Origin of the sequence: Aquimarina pacifica (assembly GCF_000520955.1) — a bacterium.
GTDB classification, from domain to species: Bacteria; Bacteroidota; Bacteroidia; order Flavobacteriales; family Flavobacteriaceae; genus Aquimarina; species Aquimarina pacifica.
The window spans coordinates 29,713-45,915 of the sequence record NZ_JACC01000038.1 but is presented as its reverse complement, the minus strand read 5'-3'; the positions used below and the strand labels follow the sequence as shown (position 1 = coordinate 45,915).

Here is a 16,203-nt window from a genome sequence, read left to right as displayed (position 1 = left end):
ACCAGAAAACTCTAACGACATTCAAAATTAGCAGATACAATTTCTGTTGTTGGTTTTGGCGAAATATAGGGAATACCTAATCCCAAACCACGAATGATAAAAAGTAGTCCTATCAATACAATACAAATAGGAATTATTCTTTGGATGGATTGCCGCGTTTTTTGAGTTAAAAAATCACCAATATAAACTACAGTAGTCATAAGAGGGAGCGTACCCAATCCAAAAAAGACCATATAAAAACTACTCATCAGTAATGCTTCTGTGACAATTGCTCCTAGTACGGCCATATATACTAACCCACACGGTAAAAAACCGTTTAAAAAACCTATAATGAGAAACGTATCCGGGGTTTTCTTATTCAATGCTTGACCCAAAGATGATTTTACCTTACTTACTAACCTAGTGATGGGTGTTACGAAGTTATATTTGGTTATTGTTTTATGAGGAAGTACGACTAGTAAGATCATTGTAACACCAATACCTATTGACAGTGCTTGTTGTATTCCTAATAAGTTTAGACTTTTACCAATGAGCCCAAAGAAAAGTCCGATTAATCCATAAGCAAATAATCTTCCCGAATGATATAATAAAATTTGAAAAAATTTTGTCGTTTGATTGGTTTTATCAAGGGGTAATAGAAAGGCAATAGGACCGCACATACCTATGCAATGAAAGCTTCCTAATATTCCTAATATAAATCCAGATAATAGCATCTAATAGGTAATTGATTTTTTGAATAAATACGTATCATTTTTATATTTCCAATTGATAATAATATCCCAACGTCCTTTATGTATTATATCATTGGGGATTAGGTATTCAGAAGTTTTGAGTAGAATCGGAATTGAGAAATCCATTTTTTTATCAGAGGGTCGGTATAAATAGATTGTACCCGAAATATCCGAATAGTTTTTGTCTAAAGGAAATGTTACAATTAATCCACCCTGATGCTGTTTGATGATAATGTTATTAATCAAATCATTTCCTTTTTTTTCGGCATCAATTTCTTGCTGAAAAGCGAGCTCTTTTTTATAGTACTCTTCTGTAACTAAATCATGTTCAAACTTTTTATTGGTATTCATTTTTATCACAAAAAATAGTATAAAGCTAATAAAGCCTATAAATACTATTACGATGGCGGTTCCCCAGTTTATTTTTGTCTTCATTTTTTCTTTTTTATGAATCTTCTTTTTTTATTCGAGTAACATTTTATGAAGACTCTATTTCAAATACTTTACATATTTTTTTGTCTGGTTTTATCTATAATTTCTGGGGCCTAAAAAGGCAGTAGTCGTTGTTTCTATTAATTTATTATTGCTATACACTCCAATTTTTACTCTGTCTTTATCACCACTAAGAGTGGTAGCATTGACTTCAATAAATAAAGTTCCTTCTGCTAATCCTTGTTTAGGCACTGTAAAATTTTGATGAGTAACAGGCGCTATGGTTCCTTGATGCGATAGTAACTCAAAATGTATATCTTCGATCGGAGTCGTTGTCTTATTGACCAACTTATAGGTATATACGTTGCTAATAATATTATTATTTTTTCGTTCATATAATTGTCCTGGTAATCTTAGGATTGTTGCTTCTACATCATTGCGTAAGAAGGACATTCCTAAGAAAATACCTGTTAGTATGAATAGTACAGCAGTATATCCTTGAAGACGTGGTGTAAACCTGAATTTCTCTTTTTTTCCAATATTATCTTCGCTTGCATAACGAATCAATCCTTTGGGTAGATTCACTTTTTCCATCATATGATCACAGGCATCTATGCAAGCAGTGCAATTAACACATTCTAGTTGTGTGCCGTTACGAATATCGATCCCAGTAGGACAAACATGTACGCATTGAAAACAGTCTATACAATCTCCTTTTCCTGTTTCGGGTCTATCTTCATTTTTTTTAAACTTAGCACGCCCTGTTTCTTTTTCTCCGCGTTTATAATCATACGCAACAACTATTGATTTGGCATCTAATAATACACCTTGCAATCTTCCGTATGGGCAAGCAATAATACACACCTGTTCCCTGAACCAGGCAAATACAAAGTAGAAAACTACCGTAAATATGAGAAGAGAAATAAGAGTATTCATATGGGTCAAAGGACCTTCAGTAAATATATATTGAATCAAACGGTCACTCCCTATCAAATAAGCCAAAAATACATTGGCGATCATAAATGAAATAATAAAGAATAAGGTCCATTTGGCTACTCTTTTTTTGATTTTCTCAACATTCCAGGGTTGTTTATCTAATCGAATTTGTTTTCCTCGATCTCCTTCGATCCAATATTCGATTCTTCGAAAGACCATTTCCATGAAAATGGTCTGAGGACATACCCATCCGCAAAATAGTCTGCCAAATGCGACTGTAAATAGTGTCACAAAAATTACTCCTATGATCATAGATATCACAAAGAGGTGAAAGTCTTGCGGCCAGAAAGGCGCTCCGAAAATATTAAAACGTCTTTCTAATACATTAAACAGTAAAAACTGATTGCCATTGATCTTAATAAATGGAGCTGTAAATAGGAATAGTAAGAGACCATAACTTACCCATTTTCTATAAGTGTATAATCGACCATTAGGCTTTTTTGGATATACCCATGCACGTTTACCCTCAGCATTGATGGTGCCGATAGAATCTCTGAATGTTTCATTTTCTGGTGTTTCCAATACAGCGTTTTTATTGTTTAATTCAATTGTATTATAATTACTCTAATGCCTACATTTCTAATTTTGTAGCGTCTATCGATGTGGTGTCTACTGCCACTTCAGGGATTTCTACTTTTGTTGTTGTTTCTGTTATTGTTTCTTTTTTTTGGGCATTAGGGTCGATCCAAATTTCGCCTTGTGCCTCTTTGGGTTCTGCAGCAGTGGTTCCGCCGAGAGTCATAACATAACTTGCTACTTGGGCCATTTCAAGGGGTTTAAGAGTTTGTTTCCAGGCAACCATTCCTTTGCCGTCTCTTCCTCCCTCTGATATGGTTTTAAAAATATTTTTGATGCCACCTCCAAGAATCCAATAGGGATCGGTTAAGTTAGGGCCAATACCACCACCGCCATCAGCTTTGTGACAGGCTACACAATTCGCCGTAAAAATTCCCTTTCCTGCGGTAATATCAGCCGGTTCTGTCAAGACTGTCACTGTTGTTATATCAACTAGATTCTTAGCCGTTTTCTTATAGGCGGCAATGGCAATTTTGGCTTCTGCAACTTCGGTTTCGTACTCTTCTGCCTGAGAATATCCATTAAACACATGAAAACGAGCTAAATAAATTACAGCAAATACAATTGTTGCATAGAACCCATATACCCACCATGGCGGAAGATTATTATCGAGTTCTTTGATGCCGTCATAGTTATGATCTAGAATGATTTCTTCTTCCTCTGCTACAGGTTTGCTGTCTAATAATTTGAGATAGGTTTTTTTTATCCAAGCATATTGCTTTTCTTTCTTTTGTTTTTCTGCTAATAGATAGCGTTCCTTGGCTTTTGGTTTTAGTGATAGAAATAAAATACTACGTAGTGCTTCAATACTAATTTCTATGGCTATAGAAAAAAGTAAAACGATTCCCATTACTACCCAAGATATGGGGTGGGCGATCCATACGGATTCATCTCCTGATTCTATGGTTAGCTCTATTAATATACCTGCTATTAATAAAAGGGCAATTACTCTAATATAGGATGAGGTACTTTTCATAATATGATGTTGTTTTCGTTTTCTAAAGGGATTTTACTTACTTCTTTGATGTACTCTTTTTTGGCAGTAAATACCCACCAAAATAATAGGGCAAAGAAGAAAAAAAATATAAGTAGAGAGATCATAGGGTAGATTTCAATACCTTCAATACTTTCCATATGGCCTTTTATAAATTTTAGCATAACGGTTGTTTTAGTTACTATATGTTGTTATCAAACTAAGCTTGAGGAGGTTGGTTAATCATATAATACGATATGATAACAAGCTTAGCTTGATATGTTTTATGAATCAATATGTTTTTTATTCTGCGTTTACAGTTTCATTCTTTACCTTGATATCGGTTCCTAATCTTTGGATATAGGCAATAAGAGCGACTACTTCTCTATTTCGCATTTCTACAAAATCTTCTCCATTTTTTTGCGCATATTTTTTATCAGCATCATATGTTTTGGCAAAATCAGGATCGCTATATAAGTTCTTTTCTATTTGCAAGGCTTGCTCATCCATCCATTGTTGTGCGCTCTCAATTTCTTCGATAGTATATGGTACGCCAAGTGTAACCATAGCTTTCATTTTGGTTTCTGTATTTGATCTGTCTAGTTCATTTTTTATCAACCATTTATAACTGGGCATAATAGAACCAGATGAGGTGCTTTGGGGGTCATAGAAATGATTGAGATGCCAGTTGTCAGAATATTTCCCTCCGATTCGCATAAGATCTGGCCCTGTACGTTTACTTCCCCATAAGAAAGGATGATCATATACATACTCACCAGCTTTAGAATATTCGCCATACCGTTCTACCTCACTTCTAAAAGGACGAATCATCTGCGAATGACAAGAAACGCAGCTTTCTCGGATGTAAATATCTCGTCCCTCTAATTCTAAGGGTGTGTAGGGTTTTACACTTGTTATTGTTGGGATATTAGATTTTACTAATAAAGTAGGTACTATCTGAATCACACCACCAATCAAAATAGCAATGGTGGCAAAAATTGTGAGTTTTACGGGTCTTCTTTCTAACCATGTATGGTACCCTTCGCCAATAGTTCTTTTGTGTGTTACTTTTTGTAATGAGGCTGCTTCTGCCAGATCATCGCTTACTGTGGTACCCGAACGAACCGTCATAATAATGTTATAAAGCATCACAAATGCTCCTATGATAAATAAGGTGCCACCGATAGCACGCATCCAATACATCGGAATGATTTCGTTTACAGTTTCTAAGAAGTTACCATAGGTCAAACTCCCGTCAGGATTAAACTGTTTCCACATAGATGCTTGTACAAATCCAGCAACATACATTGGCAGTGCATACATGATGATACCCAAGGTGCCGATCCAAAAATGTACGTTTGCTAATGACTTAGACCATAATGAGGTTTTTGTTATTTTCGGCACCAGCCAATACACCATTCCGAAGGTAAAGAACCCGTTCCAAGCTAATGCGCCAACATGCACATGTGCAATGACCCAGTCGCTAAAATGAGCAATTGCGTTTACGTTTTTAAGAGACAACATAGGGCCTTCGAATGTTGCCATACCATATCCGGTAATTGCGACTACCATAAATTTAAGTACAGGATCAGTACGTACTTTATCCCATGCTCCACGTAGTGTTAGTAATCCATTGATCATTCCTCCCCAAGAAGGAGCGATGAGCATTATCGAGAATGCTACTCCTAGGTTTTGAGCCCAGTCGGGTAAAGAAGAATACAATAAATGATGAGGACCTGCCCAGATATAAATAAAAATCAGAGACCAAAAGTGTACGATAGATAACCTATATGAATATACTGGGCGATTGGCGGCTTTGGGGACAAAATAATACATCAATCCTAGAAAAGGTGTGGTAAGAAAAAATGCTACTGCATTATGTCCGTACCACCATTGTACGAGTGCATCTTGTACTCCCGCATATACCGAATAACTTTTAAGAAAACTAACCGGCAGTTCTAAGCTATTAAAAATATGAAGTACTGCGACCGTAACAAAAGTGGCCAGATAGAACCAAATAGCTACATATAAATGTCTTTGCCTTCTCTTAAGAATGGTACCTATGAGATTCCACCCAAAAACAACCCATATGACGGCAATGGCGATATCAAAAGGCCATTCTAGCTCTGCGTACTCCTTAGAGGTGGTATATCCTAAGGGTAAAGTGATCGCAGCACCAACAATAATCAATTGCCATACCCAAAAGTTAATATTGCTGAGTGTATCATTAAACATTCTTGTCTTAAGTAATCGCTGAGTAGAGTAATATACACCTGCAAAAATGGCATTTCCCACAAAAGCAAAAATTACAGCATTTGTGTGTAAGGGACGTAAACGACCAAAACTCAACCATGAGATACCATCTGTAAGGTTAGGAAACAAAAACATAAAGGCTAGTAACAATCCGACAGACATGCCTACAATCCCCCAAAGCATAGTGGCGTATAAGAATTTTTGCACAATTTTGTTGTCATAGTAGAATTTTTCCATTTCCATAATTATGAATCTTTGGTTTTAGTTTTTTGTACATTTTTTTTTGAGTTATCTTTTATAAGTTCATCATCAAATAGTATTCGTATTGATGGTGTATATACATCGTCATATTGTCCCTTTTTTACAGAAAGGATGAATGCAATAAAAAAGAATATAGCAACCAGAATACTAATGGTAAGTAATACATAAATGATACTCATAGTAAAAAATTATGCATCAAAAGTAAGCGTGAAGAATATCTTAAAATATGATATTTATCAGGTTTTGAATCAAAGGATTTTTGCAATTTGATCTTCTAACAATTATACTTATGAAATGATGAAAAAGAATGTAGCAAAAGTTGATTCACTGATACGAATTATGGGTGGGATTCTAATAGCTTATCTGTTTTATAATGATTATATCCCCGGAACCTTAGGCATCCTATTGATGACTATTTCTGCGGTCTTAGTCCTAACAGGTTTTATGGGATGGTGCCCACTATATAGTCTATTAGGGTTTCGTACAAGCAAGACAAAAAAATGATATATAGAACAGGAGAGCGTTCTACTTTTAACTGACCTTTAATTGACCAGAAATATGATGTTGTTGGTGTAATAGATTTTCTACTGCATAAAGCAGGTTAAATGTCTTTGGTTAGACGCTTGTGCCACTTAACGAATTCTTTTACTTTTTATATAACGATAATTTTATAATACTGTGATAGTATGAAATGGATTATACGGGTGTTATTTTTGATCTATAATTTTTTTCCTAACCAACTTGTTAGTCCTGTTACATAAACAACTATCGAGATCGAACTTAATGGCATTAAAATAGCAGCGATTACAGGAGATAACTGCCCTGTGACGGCAAAATACAGTCCGATAATATTATAAATAAATGATATAATAAAACTAGACTTAATAATACGAATTGTGTTTTTTGAAGTACGAAGATAGTGTTCTATTTTCTGAAAATGTAATGCGCTTAGAATAGCATCACAGGCCGGAGAGAATGTATTTATGTTCTCTGACAAAGCGATCCCAACGTTGCTTTGTGCTAATGCCCCAGCATCATTTAATCCATCACCAACCATCAATACATTTTTGCCCTTTTTCTGCAAGGATTCGATATATGTTAATTTGGCATCTGGTTTTTGATTAAATAATAATGTTTTTAATTGGGGCAATAATTGCTTAAGGTGTTCTTTTTCTCCCTCATTATCGCCGGATAAAATAGCAAGTTCATATTTATTATCTAACTCTAAAAATAATTTGGAAAGCCCATTTCTGTACTGGTTATGAAACACATAATATCCTTTGTGCTGATTGTTTATAACTATATGTACACTAGTGTACATTTCATTAGAAGGTATACTATACCCAACAAAATCTGCAGATCCTATTTTTAAAGAATTATGTTCTATCGTAGCTTTAATCCCCTTTCCTATCTGCTCATGGTATTTATTAAGTGTAAGAATTTCTTGTTCTGGAAGTATTTCATATAATGATCTACTTAATGGGTGATTAGAGGGACGTAGTGCAGTTTTGAGTAGTGATTTTTCGGAATAGGTGAGGGGTATTCCGTGATAGGAGATAGTCCCTTTTTCTTTTGTGGTAATGGTACCTGTCTTATCAAAAATAATAGTGTCAATCTGTGCCATTTGTTCTATTACATCTGCATTTTTAAGATAAAATTTATTTTTCCCAAAAACCCGTAACATATTGCCCAAAGCAAAAGGTCTTGATAATGCTAATGCACAAGGACAGGCAATGATTAGGACTGCGGTAAATACTTGCATTGCTTTAGAAGCATCGAACCATAACCAAAAAATAGTAGATAATATCGCTATGAAGAGGATTACTTTGGTAAAATAAGAGCTAATTATATCTGTTAGATTGACAAAAGGTTTTTGAACTTTTTTTGTAAAAGCACTATGGCTCCATAATTGAGTAAGGTAGCTCTGTTCTACAGATTTTAAAGCTTCAATTTCGATGGCGCCATATAGTTGTTTTCCTCCTGCAAAAATAGTATCACCAGACTGCTTCATAACCAAATCACTTTCTCCTGTTACAAAACTGTAATCAATACAGGCGGTTCCGTCTATAAGTATAGCATCTACAGGTATTAATTCTTCATTTCTTATCAATATACGGTCCCCTTTGTTAATGCTATACACCTGTATGTTTTCTTCTTCTCTTTTATGAGTGTTGTTGTTATAATAGATTCGCGTTACTGCTATAGGAAAATAAGACTTATAGTCTCGCTCAAAAGACAAAAAGGAATAGGTTTTTTGTTGAAAGAATTTACCGAGTAAAAGAAAGAATACTAATCCTGTGAGGCTATCAAAAAAGCCAGTCCCCCAATCCATAATAATTTCCGTAGTACTTCGTATAAACAGTACTAGTATTCCTAAAGCAATCGGAACATCTATGGGTAATAATCGGCTTTGTAACCCTTTATATGCAGAAATGAAATATGCTTGAGCGCTATAAAAAACAACAGGTAAAGAGAAGAAAAACATGAGCCATCTAAAGATGTATTTGTATTTGTCTAACCAAAATTCTGATACTTCAAAATATTCGGGAAAGGATAAAAACATGACATTTCCAAAGGCAAATCCTGCAACTCCTATTTTATAGATAAGACTTCGATTTACTTTTTTGTTGGTTTTTTTATAATCTTCAAGACTAATATGAGGTTCATACCCTATTGCATTCAGTAAGACAACTATTTCTTTTAGCGTGGTCTTTTCGGTATTAAAGGTTATCCGTACACTTTTTTTTGGAAAATTAACCTGTGAACTATGGATAGCGGGTTGTAATTTATGCAGGTTTTCTAAAATCCAAATACAAGAACTACAGTGAATGTGTGGGATGTAGAAGGATACGATCTTAATAGTATCGTTGTCAAATTCTGTTAATCTTTGAATAATAGCAGGAGTATCGAGATAATCGTATTTTCCTTTAATTTCTTTAGGAATGGCTCCAGGAGCAGACTGTAAGTCATAATAAGAGGATAAATTATGACTCGAAAAAATATCATACACAGTTTTGCACCCATTGCAACAGAATTTTTTTTGATCAAAGTTGATGACTGTTTGGTTACAATTGTTTCCGCAATGAAAACACATAGATTCTATCATACTTCATATTTGCTACAAAGCTGAAAAAGTTTTCTATCCTAACATATGATAATTATCATAGTTTTCAGAAGGTGAGTTGTATAGTTTTGATATAGAATAAAAAAAAGCAGAATGAGGAGAATAGTAATTCCAACAGATTTTTCAGAAAATGCCATGAATGCAATATGCTATGCCGTAGCGCTATTTAAATATGAACGGTGCGAGTTTTTTATCCTACATGCATATGCTGATGAGGTATACGATGCGAATGCTGATAGCGCAAGAGCAGTTTTTGAAGAGGTAAAAGAGTTGACACAGAAAAAGGTTGCTCAGGAATTAGCACGATTAAATAATCAGATTAAACAAATTTCTCCCAACCCGAGACATGATTATAACATGTTAGCAGTATTTGGCACATTGATAGATGAAACCAATGATATTGTGAATAAAGAAAATATTGATGTAGTAGTCATGGGTACCAAGGGTAAAACAAATGATCGTATGCTCACATTTGGGAGTAATACATTACAGGTTTTAAAATATGTGAAATGCCCAGTATTAGCAATTCCTGAAGAATGTATGTTTGAAAAGCCAAAACATATACTGTTTCCAACAGATTATTTTTTACCCTATAAACGAAGAGAGCTAAAATTGTTGAGTACACTGGCAAAAAGTTTTAGATCAACCATTACAATGATGCATGTTTCGATGTATAAAAAACTGTCGATCAGACAAGAGGATAATAGGATGTTTCTTAAAGAAAGCTTGTCTGATATGACTTTAGAATTCAAAACTATTTCATCAGAGGGCTTGACATTAGCCATTAATGAATACATAAAGAATCAATCAATTGATGTATTGGTTTTGGTAAACTCGAGACACTCTTATTTAGAAAGTGTTCTCTACCAATCTACTATTGATAAGATTGGTCTGCATATTAAGATTCCATTTTTAATCCTTCAAAATTTAGACAGATGAAGAAGATTTTGTTACCTACCGATTTTTCAGAAAATGCGTATAATGCCATACGATATGCGGTACAATTTTTTAGAAAAGAAACTTGTACTTTCTATCTTCTCAATACATTCACCCCTGTTAGTTTTAACCCTGGGTATATGTTAGAAAATCCAATGCCTTATGGTATGGAGGATGTTGCGATGATTAATTCAAAAAAGGAAATAGCCCAGTTAGAAGAAAAAATAAAAGAGGAGTTTGATAATCCACAACATACTTTTGAGAGGATTTCGGCTTTTAATATGTTAGTTCCCGAAATTAAGGATACTATAGAAAAATACAATATTGATCTTATTGTAATGGGAACAAAAGGAGCTACGGGAGCCAAAGAAGTTTTTATTGGAACACATACGATGTATACCATTAAAAAGGTTAAATGTCCAGTACTTGCCGTTCCATTAGGGTTTGAGTATGAAGAACCAAAAGAGATATTATTTCCTACAGATTATAAGGTGTCTGTATCAAATCCATTTTTACCTTTTCTAAAAAATATTTGTGATATTCATACATCTAGAATTCATCTTCTTAATGCATATTACGGAACTCCCTTAAATACGCATCAGGAAGAAGTTCGAGAATTTTTGGATGCTTATTTTGAGAAAAATGCTCATATTTTTCATATTGCTGAAGGTACGGATGTTATAGAGTCTGTAGAAGATTTTCAGAAGATGCATATTATTAATCTATTGGTGATGGTTCATAACCAGCATTCTTTTTTCGAAAACTTATTATTTAAACCAGTAATCAATCAAATTACTTTTCATGCCAATGTACCATTTTTGGTAATTCCTTCAGAGAAAAGAATAAGATCAAACCAGAAGAGTATCTCTGGTATGCATAATGTTTAATGAATCTAACTGATTACAATATTCTAAACGAGTTTTTTTAAATTAACGTACCACAATGAAACGTATCTTACTACCTACTGATTTTTCTGATAATGCATGGAACGCTATTGTGTATGCAATGAGAATATACCAGAATGATCCGTGCGATTTTTACATCTTAAATGTATGCAATGTGTCTGCTGTATCATTGGCGACCACAGTCAGTTCTCAAAAAATAGGACACTTGTATGATCAGGCCAAAAAGAAATCTAAAGAAGGTTTGGTGCATGTAATGAAGGATATAAAAAACTCTAATACACCAGTAAATCATCAGTTTAGTAGTGTTTCTATAGTGGGTGAAGCTGTAGATGAAATCCAAAAGTTTGCTATCGAAAAACAGATAGAATTGATCATTATGGGGACACAGGGGGCTACTGGATCAAGGACTGTTTTTTTGGGGAGTACTACTCACAGTTTACTAAAAAGTATTAAAAATTGTCCGATACTTGTGATACCAGAGACGTTTACGTTTAAAGATATTACGGATATTGGGTTTGCTACCGATTTCAAAAAAATCTATTATAGTTCAGAAGTGAAACCTATTATTGATTTGGCTCAAAATTATAAGGCAGTTATAAGGATGGTTGAGGTCTATAAAAAACCAGCATTGAATCCTGCTCAAGAGTATAATTTACATTCTCTAGAACATTTTTTTAAGAATGAAAAGTATGAGTTTCATGTAATTCCTGATTTTGCTAATGTTGCCCGAGGAATTCTTGCCTTTATAGAAGAGTTAGAAATAGATTTGATCGCTATGATATATTATGAACATAGTTTTATAGAAAGGTTGACACGAGAACCTGTAATTAAAAAGATGGTTTTTCAAACCCCAATTCCATTGCTTATTATACCTGAAGACGAAGATTAATAGTCGACTTATACACTTACATATTTGTTTCTTAAGATTTTGTTTCTATCGATAAAACGAGAATTGTCGTTTGATTTTGATGTCTAACATGAGCAATGTCATAGAAACCCATATCTATTGTTAATAGTTTTATAGGTGCAACCTTAAAACTATGTATCATGAAAAGAATATTAATTCCTGTAGATTTTTCAAACAATTCATATAATGCACTTTTTTATGCAACTCAATTGCTTAAGGCGCAGTCATGTCAATTCTATATACTCAATACATTTGAGGTAAAAACACCAGTATTAACCAGTAGGATAGATACAAGCAAAGGAGATCGTATCTATAAACAATTAAGTAATGCATCTCAAGAGGGATTGGCAGAAACATTTCATGCGATCACTAGAGATACCGAAGATGATAATCACAACTTTGAAACCATATCTGTTTCAAAAAATTTAATTACCACCATCAACAAAACCATTGTCAAAAAAGAAATTGATCTTGTGGTTATGGGAACAAAAGGTGCTACAAAGGCGAAACAAATTTTTATGGGCAGTAATACGGTAAAAGTGTTACAGAGCATAAAAGATTGTCCAGTATTGATAGTGCCAGACGAGTTTACCTACGAAAAACCTATAGAGATTGCCTTTCCTACTGATTTGAAACGTTTTTATGAAAAAGAAGAATTAAAATCATTACTAGAGATAGCTTCCTTGTTTGATTCTGCTATTAGAATTTTTCATATTCATGAAGAAGAAAAGCTCGATGATATACAAGCCTATAACTATAATGCTCTTAAGAGGTATCTCAAAAACTTTACAAATAGCATACACTGGATTTCAAAATTTACTCAAAAAGCCAGGTTAATTAATGATTTTATTGAACAGCAAGAAATAAACATGTTGATTATGGTCAATTATAAACATAGCCTAATCGAAAGCATTACCCGTGAACCTATCATAAAAAGGATAGGGTTTCATCCTATAAAACCTTTTTTAGTTGTGCCTGCAGCAACCTGATAATTGTCATAGTTTTTGAGAGTTTCGGGCAATATATTTGAGTTATTAATCACAAAACAAATCTCATGAAAAAGAAAATCTTATTACCCACAGATTTTTCAAAAAATGCATGGAACGCCATTTCTTACGCAATAGAATTATATAAGAATGAAGTGTGTGATTTCTATTTGCTGAACGCTTTTCAGGCAAGTGGTTATGCAATGGAGAGTATGATGGTGCCCGAACCAGGAGAGAAAATATTTGATAAAGCCAAAGCAGTGTCAGAAAAAGGATTGAGCAAGACGTTAGAAAGAATTTCTATGAAAGAAGAGAATACAAAACACAAATTCTTTGCGGTCTCAAAGTTTAATAATCTTCTTGATGCTATCAAAGACATTGTTGACAAAATGGATATTGAAATGATCATCATGGGAACCAAAGGGGCTACCAATGCTAGCAGTATTATTTACGGAAGCAATGCTATTTTGGTTATGGAAAAAGAGAGAAATTGCCCTGTACTTGCAATTCCTGGTGAAATCACCTATCAAGAACCAAAAGAAATAGTCTTTCCTACCGATTTTAAAACACGAATAAAACGTAGAGAACTTCATTATTTGATAGAATTGGCGAGAATAAGTAATGCTGCAATACGAATTTTACATATTTCTGAAGGTGATGCTTTGAGCAAAGAACAGGAGGCGAATAAAAAATTATTAAAAGAATATTTTGATAGTTTACAATACACATTTCATACCCTACATAATATAGGGGTCAAAGAAGGGTTAAATGCCTTTGTCGAAAGTAGAGAAAGTGACATGATTACTTTTATAAACAAGAAGCACAGTTTTTTCGGGAGTATACTATCTCAGCCTATGGTAAAAAACCTTGGGAATCATGCCAAGGTACCCGTACTCGCATTACACGATTTAAGAAACTAAAAAAAGATAAAAAGATGAACAATATAGGAATATGGATGGATCGAGAAAAAGCTTATGTTATTACTACAGGTGTAGAAGGAGAGCAAATGTTAACTGTTTTTTCTGAAATTGAAGAATATAATATTCATGGTGGGTCAGGAACTCGAATAAAAGGAGGGCCACAAGATGTTGTGCAGGATAGTAAATATCTCGAACGTGAAAAGCATCAATTTAAAGAGTATTTTAAAAAGCTTACTGTTTACTTAAAAGAAGCAAATGTTATAGTGTTATACGGACCAGCAGAAGCAGCAGAAAAGTTTCAAAAATATCTTACTAAATACAATAAGGGGATTGCTGATAAAATTAAAGATGTTATTAGAGTTGACAGTATGACCAAAAATCAAATGACAGCATTAGTAAGAAACTACTTTAAAAAGTCTAGCGAAGGTGTTTTTTGACCCCATTTACTCAATCGAATCTCATCATAAGGCCCGAAAACATAAAGACTCCTGTTGTATAGATTTTTATCTAGTACCACTTTGGTGCTATTTAAAAAATAACTAAGCGACTGTATTTGCATTGATTTAAAGGCATAATAGATTTTTTATTACATAATTCATGTGCAACAACGAACTTTTACATAAACCAAGAAATTATGACACGTACAATAAGCACAACACATATAGATTTAAAGGATATTCATTTTAATGCTTTAGAATGGAAATCTAACCTTCAATTCATAAAAGGAGAATTACAATTCATTAATCAGTTGTTTAACTCTTATGTATTCGAACCCACAACACGTAATCTTTTTGAACGATTGCAAGAATTTAAAGATGGGGTTCTTCGAGTAGAGAAGGAAATTGAGATCTTAGAAGAAGAGATAAAAAAGCACGAAAGTGAACTGGGAGGTATGCTCGAATGTGATACCATTTCATGTGACCATTACTATTATAACAAGCATCAAAAATTGAAAATTACATTGGATGTTTTTTATAAAAACTATCGTAGGTTAAAGTCAGAAATATTTAGTTATACAGGAGGAGTTCTTAAAAGTAATAAAAAGCCCGTAACCTGATAATTATCATTTTATCTGACGAATACGCTTACTAATTTTAGATAAATAATGTATTAATAACTCTAAAAATCCGAATAATTATGTCACTAATTAAATTTAACAAACACAGATCCCCGTGGTTTAACGATAAAGTTTCATCATGGTTAGATACAGATGACTTTTTTGCAGATGATTTTTTTATGCGAGATAGCTCTCTTCCTGCTATGAATGTCAAAGAAAACAAAAATGACTTCGAAATAGAACTTGCAGTTCCTGGGTTTTCAAAAAAAGATATCGAAGTAACTATTGAGGATGATGTATTACACATTTGTGCAAATACAAGTGCAGAAGATGTTAAAGAAGATGATAATTATACACGTAGGGAATTTAGTTATCATTCATTTGATAGAAAATTGCAATTGCCTGGTAGTATTAATCAAAATGAAAAGGTTAAAGCCACATATAACAATGGTATTCTGTCCTTAAATCTTCTCAAAAAAGAAGATGCGCAAGAACCACCAAAAAAAGTTATTGAGATACGTTAAACAGCATGTTAGTAAGGCAGAAAACAGATGGGGGCCTTGTTTTCTGCCTTTTTTTGAAAGCATAGATATAAACTTCATGTATTAAGAACAATGAAATCAAATCCGACAAGTATAAAATATATAGAATGGAAGAGTGCTGAAGAGTTACATGAAAATTCTTTAAACTGGATATCCGAACTTAAGTTCATTAAGGACGAGCAACATTTTCTAAATGAACTTCTTGAAAACTATATGTGGCAACTAATTTCTAACCATACTTCTGAAACTAGTAATAAAGTGATACAAGAGTTATCTATACTAAGTAAAAAAATAGAACCAACTCTAAAAAAAATAATTAGACATCAGAATGAACTTCTAATACTTACTGATGGTTTAGACCAAATTAAAGAAGAAAAGAAGTATAAAACTGACCATCGTGCATTTGCAGAAGAGGTTCACACATATTTTAATAATTACAAAGATGTAAAAAGAAAAGTTTTTGCTTTGATTAAAAAAGGAATGATCCAAAGCAAGCAAAAACGATTACTAAGCTAAAGATAATAGTCTATTGAGAGTTTTTAAAAAAATCATACTCATTTTAAGTATCCTTTTTACAATTTTTTGGATTTGGTATGAATATACA

Annotated in this window: 18 protein-coding genes; 10 read left to right on the top strand and 8 right to left on the bottom strand. The window is 33.4% G+C overall.

The window, feature by feature from the left end; genetic code table 11:
• Nucleotides 1–11: 11 nt before the first annotated feature.
• The 7 genes from DZ60_RS0117120 to ccoS all read right to left on the bottom strand — a co-directional run bounded on the left by DZ60_RS0117120 (nt 12) and on the right by ccoS (nt 6,401).
• Nucleotides 12–713 carry a sulfite exporter TauE/SafE family protein gene (locus DZ60_RS0117120; RefSeq protein WP_025743253.1) on the bottom strand — a complete coding sequence of 234 codons (702 nt, stop codon included), beginning with the start codon at nt 711–713 and terminating at the stop codon, nt 12–14.
• Nucleotides 714–1,166, bottom strand: coding sequence for a FixH family protein (locus DZ60_RS0117115; RefSeq protein ID WP_025743252.1), 453 nt, complete (start codon nt 1,164–1,166; stop codon nt 714–716).
• Nucleotides 1,167–1,256: 90 nt separating this feature from the next.
• Nucleotides 1,257–2,681 (bottom strand): cytochrome c oxidase accessory protein CcoG, encoded by a 1,425-nt coding sequence (gene ccoG, locus DZ60_RS0117110; protein WP_025743251.1) that lies wholly within the window; start codon nt 2,679–2,681, stop codon nt 1,257–1,259.
• A gap of 49 nt (nt 2,682–2,730) precedes the next feature.
• On the bottom strand, nt 2,731–3,711 hold the full coding sequence (locus DZ60_RS0117105; RefSeq protein ID WP_025743250.1) for a cbb3-type cytochrome c oxidase N-terminal domain-containing protein: 981 nt from the start codon (nt 3,709–3,711) through the stop codon (nt 2,731–2,733).
• Entirely contained in the window at nt 3,708–3,893 is a 186-nt protein-coding gene (locus DZ60_RS0117100) for a cytochrome c oxidase subunit IV (RefSeq protein WP_025743249.1), read from the bottom strand. Before DZ60_RS0117100 ends, DZ60_RS0117105 begins: the two co-directional genes overlap by 4 nt.
• 118 nt (nt 3,894–4,011) lie before the next feature.
• Nucleotides 4,012–6,204, bottom strand: a complete 2,193-nt coding sequence (gene ccoN / locus DZ60_RS0117095; protein ID WP_025743248.1) for a cytochrome-c oxidase, cbb3-type subunit I — start codon at nt 6,202–6,204, stop codon at nt 4,012–4,014.
• A gap of 2 nt (nt 6,205–6,206) precedes the next feature.
• A complete protein-coding gene (gene ccoS / locus DZ60_RS0117090; RefSeq protein WP_025743247.1) occupies nt 6,207–6,401 on the bottom strand; it encodes a cbb3-type cytochrome oxidase assembly protein CcoS in 195 nt (64 codons plus the stop codon).
• A gap of 115 nt (nt 6,402–6,516) precedes the next feature.
• On the opposite strand from ccoS, the gene DZ60_RS0117085 reads away from it, so the two are divergent.
• Nucleotides 6,517–6,726 carry a YgaP family membrane protein gene (locus DZ60_RS0117085; RefSeq protein ID WP_081740523.1) on the top strand — a complete coding sequence of 70 codons (210 nt, stop codon included), beginning with the start codon at nt 6,517–6,519 and terminating at the stop codon, nt 6,724–6,726.
• Nucleotides 6,727–6,940: 214 nt separating this feature from the next.
• Here the strand turns inward: DZ60_RS0117085 and DZ60_RS0117080 are convergent, their stop codons facing one another.
• The gene (locus DZ60_RS0117080) at nt 6,941–9,328 is read right to left on the bottom strand and encodes a heavy metal translocating P-type ATPase (RefSeq protein WP_025743245.1); all 2,388 of its coding nucleotides are present in this window, start codon (nt 9,326–9,328) and stop codon (nt 6,941–6,943) included.
• 111 nt (nt 9,329–9,439) lie between these two features.
• Here DZ60_RS0117080 and DZ60_RS0117075 point away from each other — a divergent pair, with 111 nt between their 5' ends.
• The 9 genes from DZ60_RS0117075 (at nt 9,440) to DZ60_RS0117030 (ending at nt 16,115) form a co-directional block, all read left to right on the top strand.
• A complete protein-coding gene (locus DZ60_RS0117075; RefSeq protein WP_025743244.1) occupies nt 9,440–10,285 on the top strand; it encodes a universal stress protein in 846 nt (281 codons plus the stop codon).
• On the top strand, nt 10,282–11,169 hold the full coding sequence (locus DZ60_RS0117070) for a universal stress protein (protein ID WP_025743243.1): 888 nt from the start codon (nt 10,282–10,284) through the stop codon (nt 11,167–11,169). Before DZ60_RS0117075 ends, DZ60_RS0117070 begins: the two co-directional genes overlap by 4 nt.
• A 55-nt stretch (nt 11,170–11,224) precedes the next feature.
• Nucleotides 11,225–12,076 carry a universal stress protein gene (locus DZ60_RS0117065; protein ID WP_025743242.1) on the top strand — a complete coding sequence of 284 codons (852 nt, stop codon included), beginning with the start codon at nt 11,225–11,227 and terminating at the stop codon, nt 12,074–12,076.
• A gap of 158 nt (nt 12,077–12,234) precedes the next feature.
• Nucleotides 12,235–13,083, top strand: a complete 849-nt coding sequence (locus DZ60_RS0117055; protein ID WP_025743241.1) for a universal stress protein — start codon at nt 12,235–12,237, stop codon at nt 13,081–13,083.
• 65 nt (nt 13,084–13,148) lie between these two features.
• On the top strand, nt 13,149–14,000 hold the full coding sequence (locus DZ60_RS0117050) for a universal stress protein (RefSeq protein ID WP_025743240.1): 852 nt from the start codon (nt 13,149–13,151) through the stop codon (nt 13,998–14,000).
• A 14-nt stretch (nt 14,001–14,014) separates the two neighbouring features.
• A complete protein-coding gene (locus tag DZ60_RS0117045) occupies nt 14,015–14,437 on the top strand; it encodes a hypothetical protein (protein ID WP_025743239.1) in 423 nt (140 codons plus the stop codon).
• Between the two features lie 197 nt (nt 14,438–14,634).
• Complete coding sequence (locus DZ60_RS0117040; protein WP_025743238.1) at nt 14,635–15,057, top strand: hypothetical protein; 423 nt, start codon at nt 14,635–14,637, stop codon at nt 15,055–15,057.
• Between the two features lie 80 nt (nt 15,058–15,137).
• The gene (locus DZ60_RS0117035; RefSeq protein ID WP_025743237.1) at nt 15,138–15,581 is read left to right on the top strand and encodes an Hsp20/alpha crystallin family protein; all 444 of its coding nucleotides are present in this window, start codon (nt 15,138–15,140) and stop codon (nt 15,579–15,581) included.
• Nucleotides 15,582–15,671: 90 nt separating this feature from the next.
• Complete coding sequence (locus tag DZ60_RS0117030) at nt 15,672–16,115, top strand: hypothetical protein (RefSeq protein WP_025743236.1); 444 nt, start codon at nt 15,672–15,674, stop codon at nt 16,113–16,115.
• Nucleotides 16,116–16,203 lie beyond the last annotated feature (88 nt).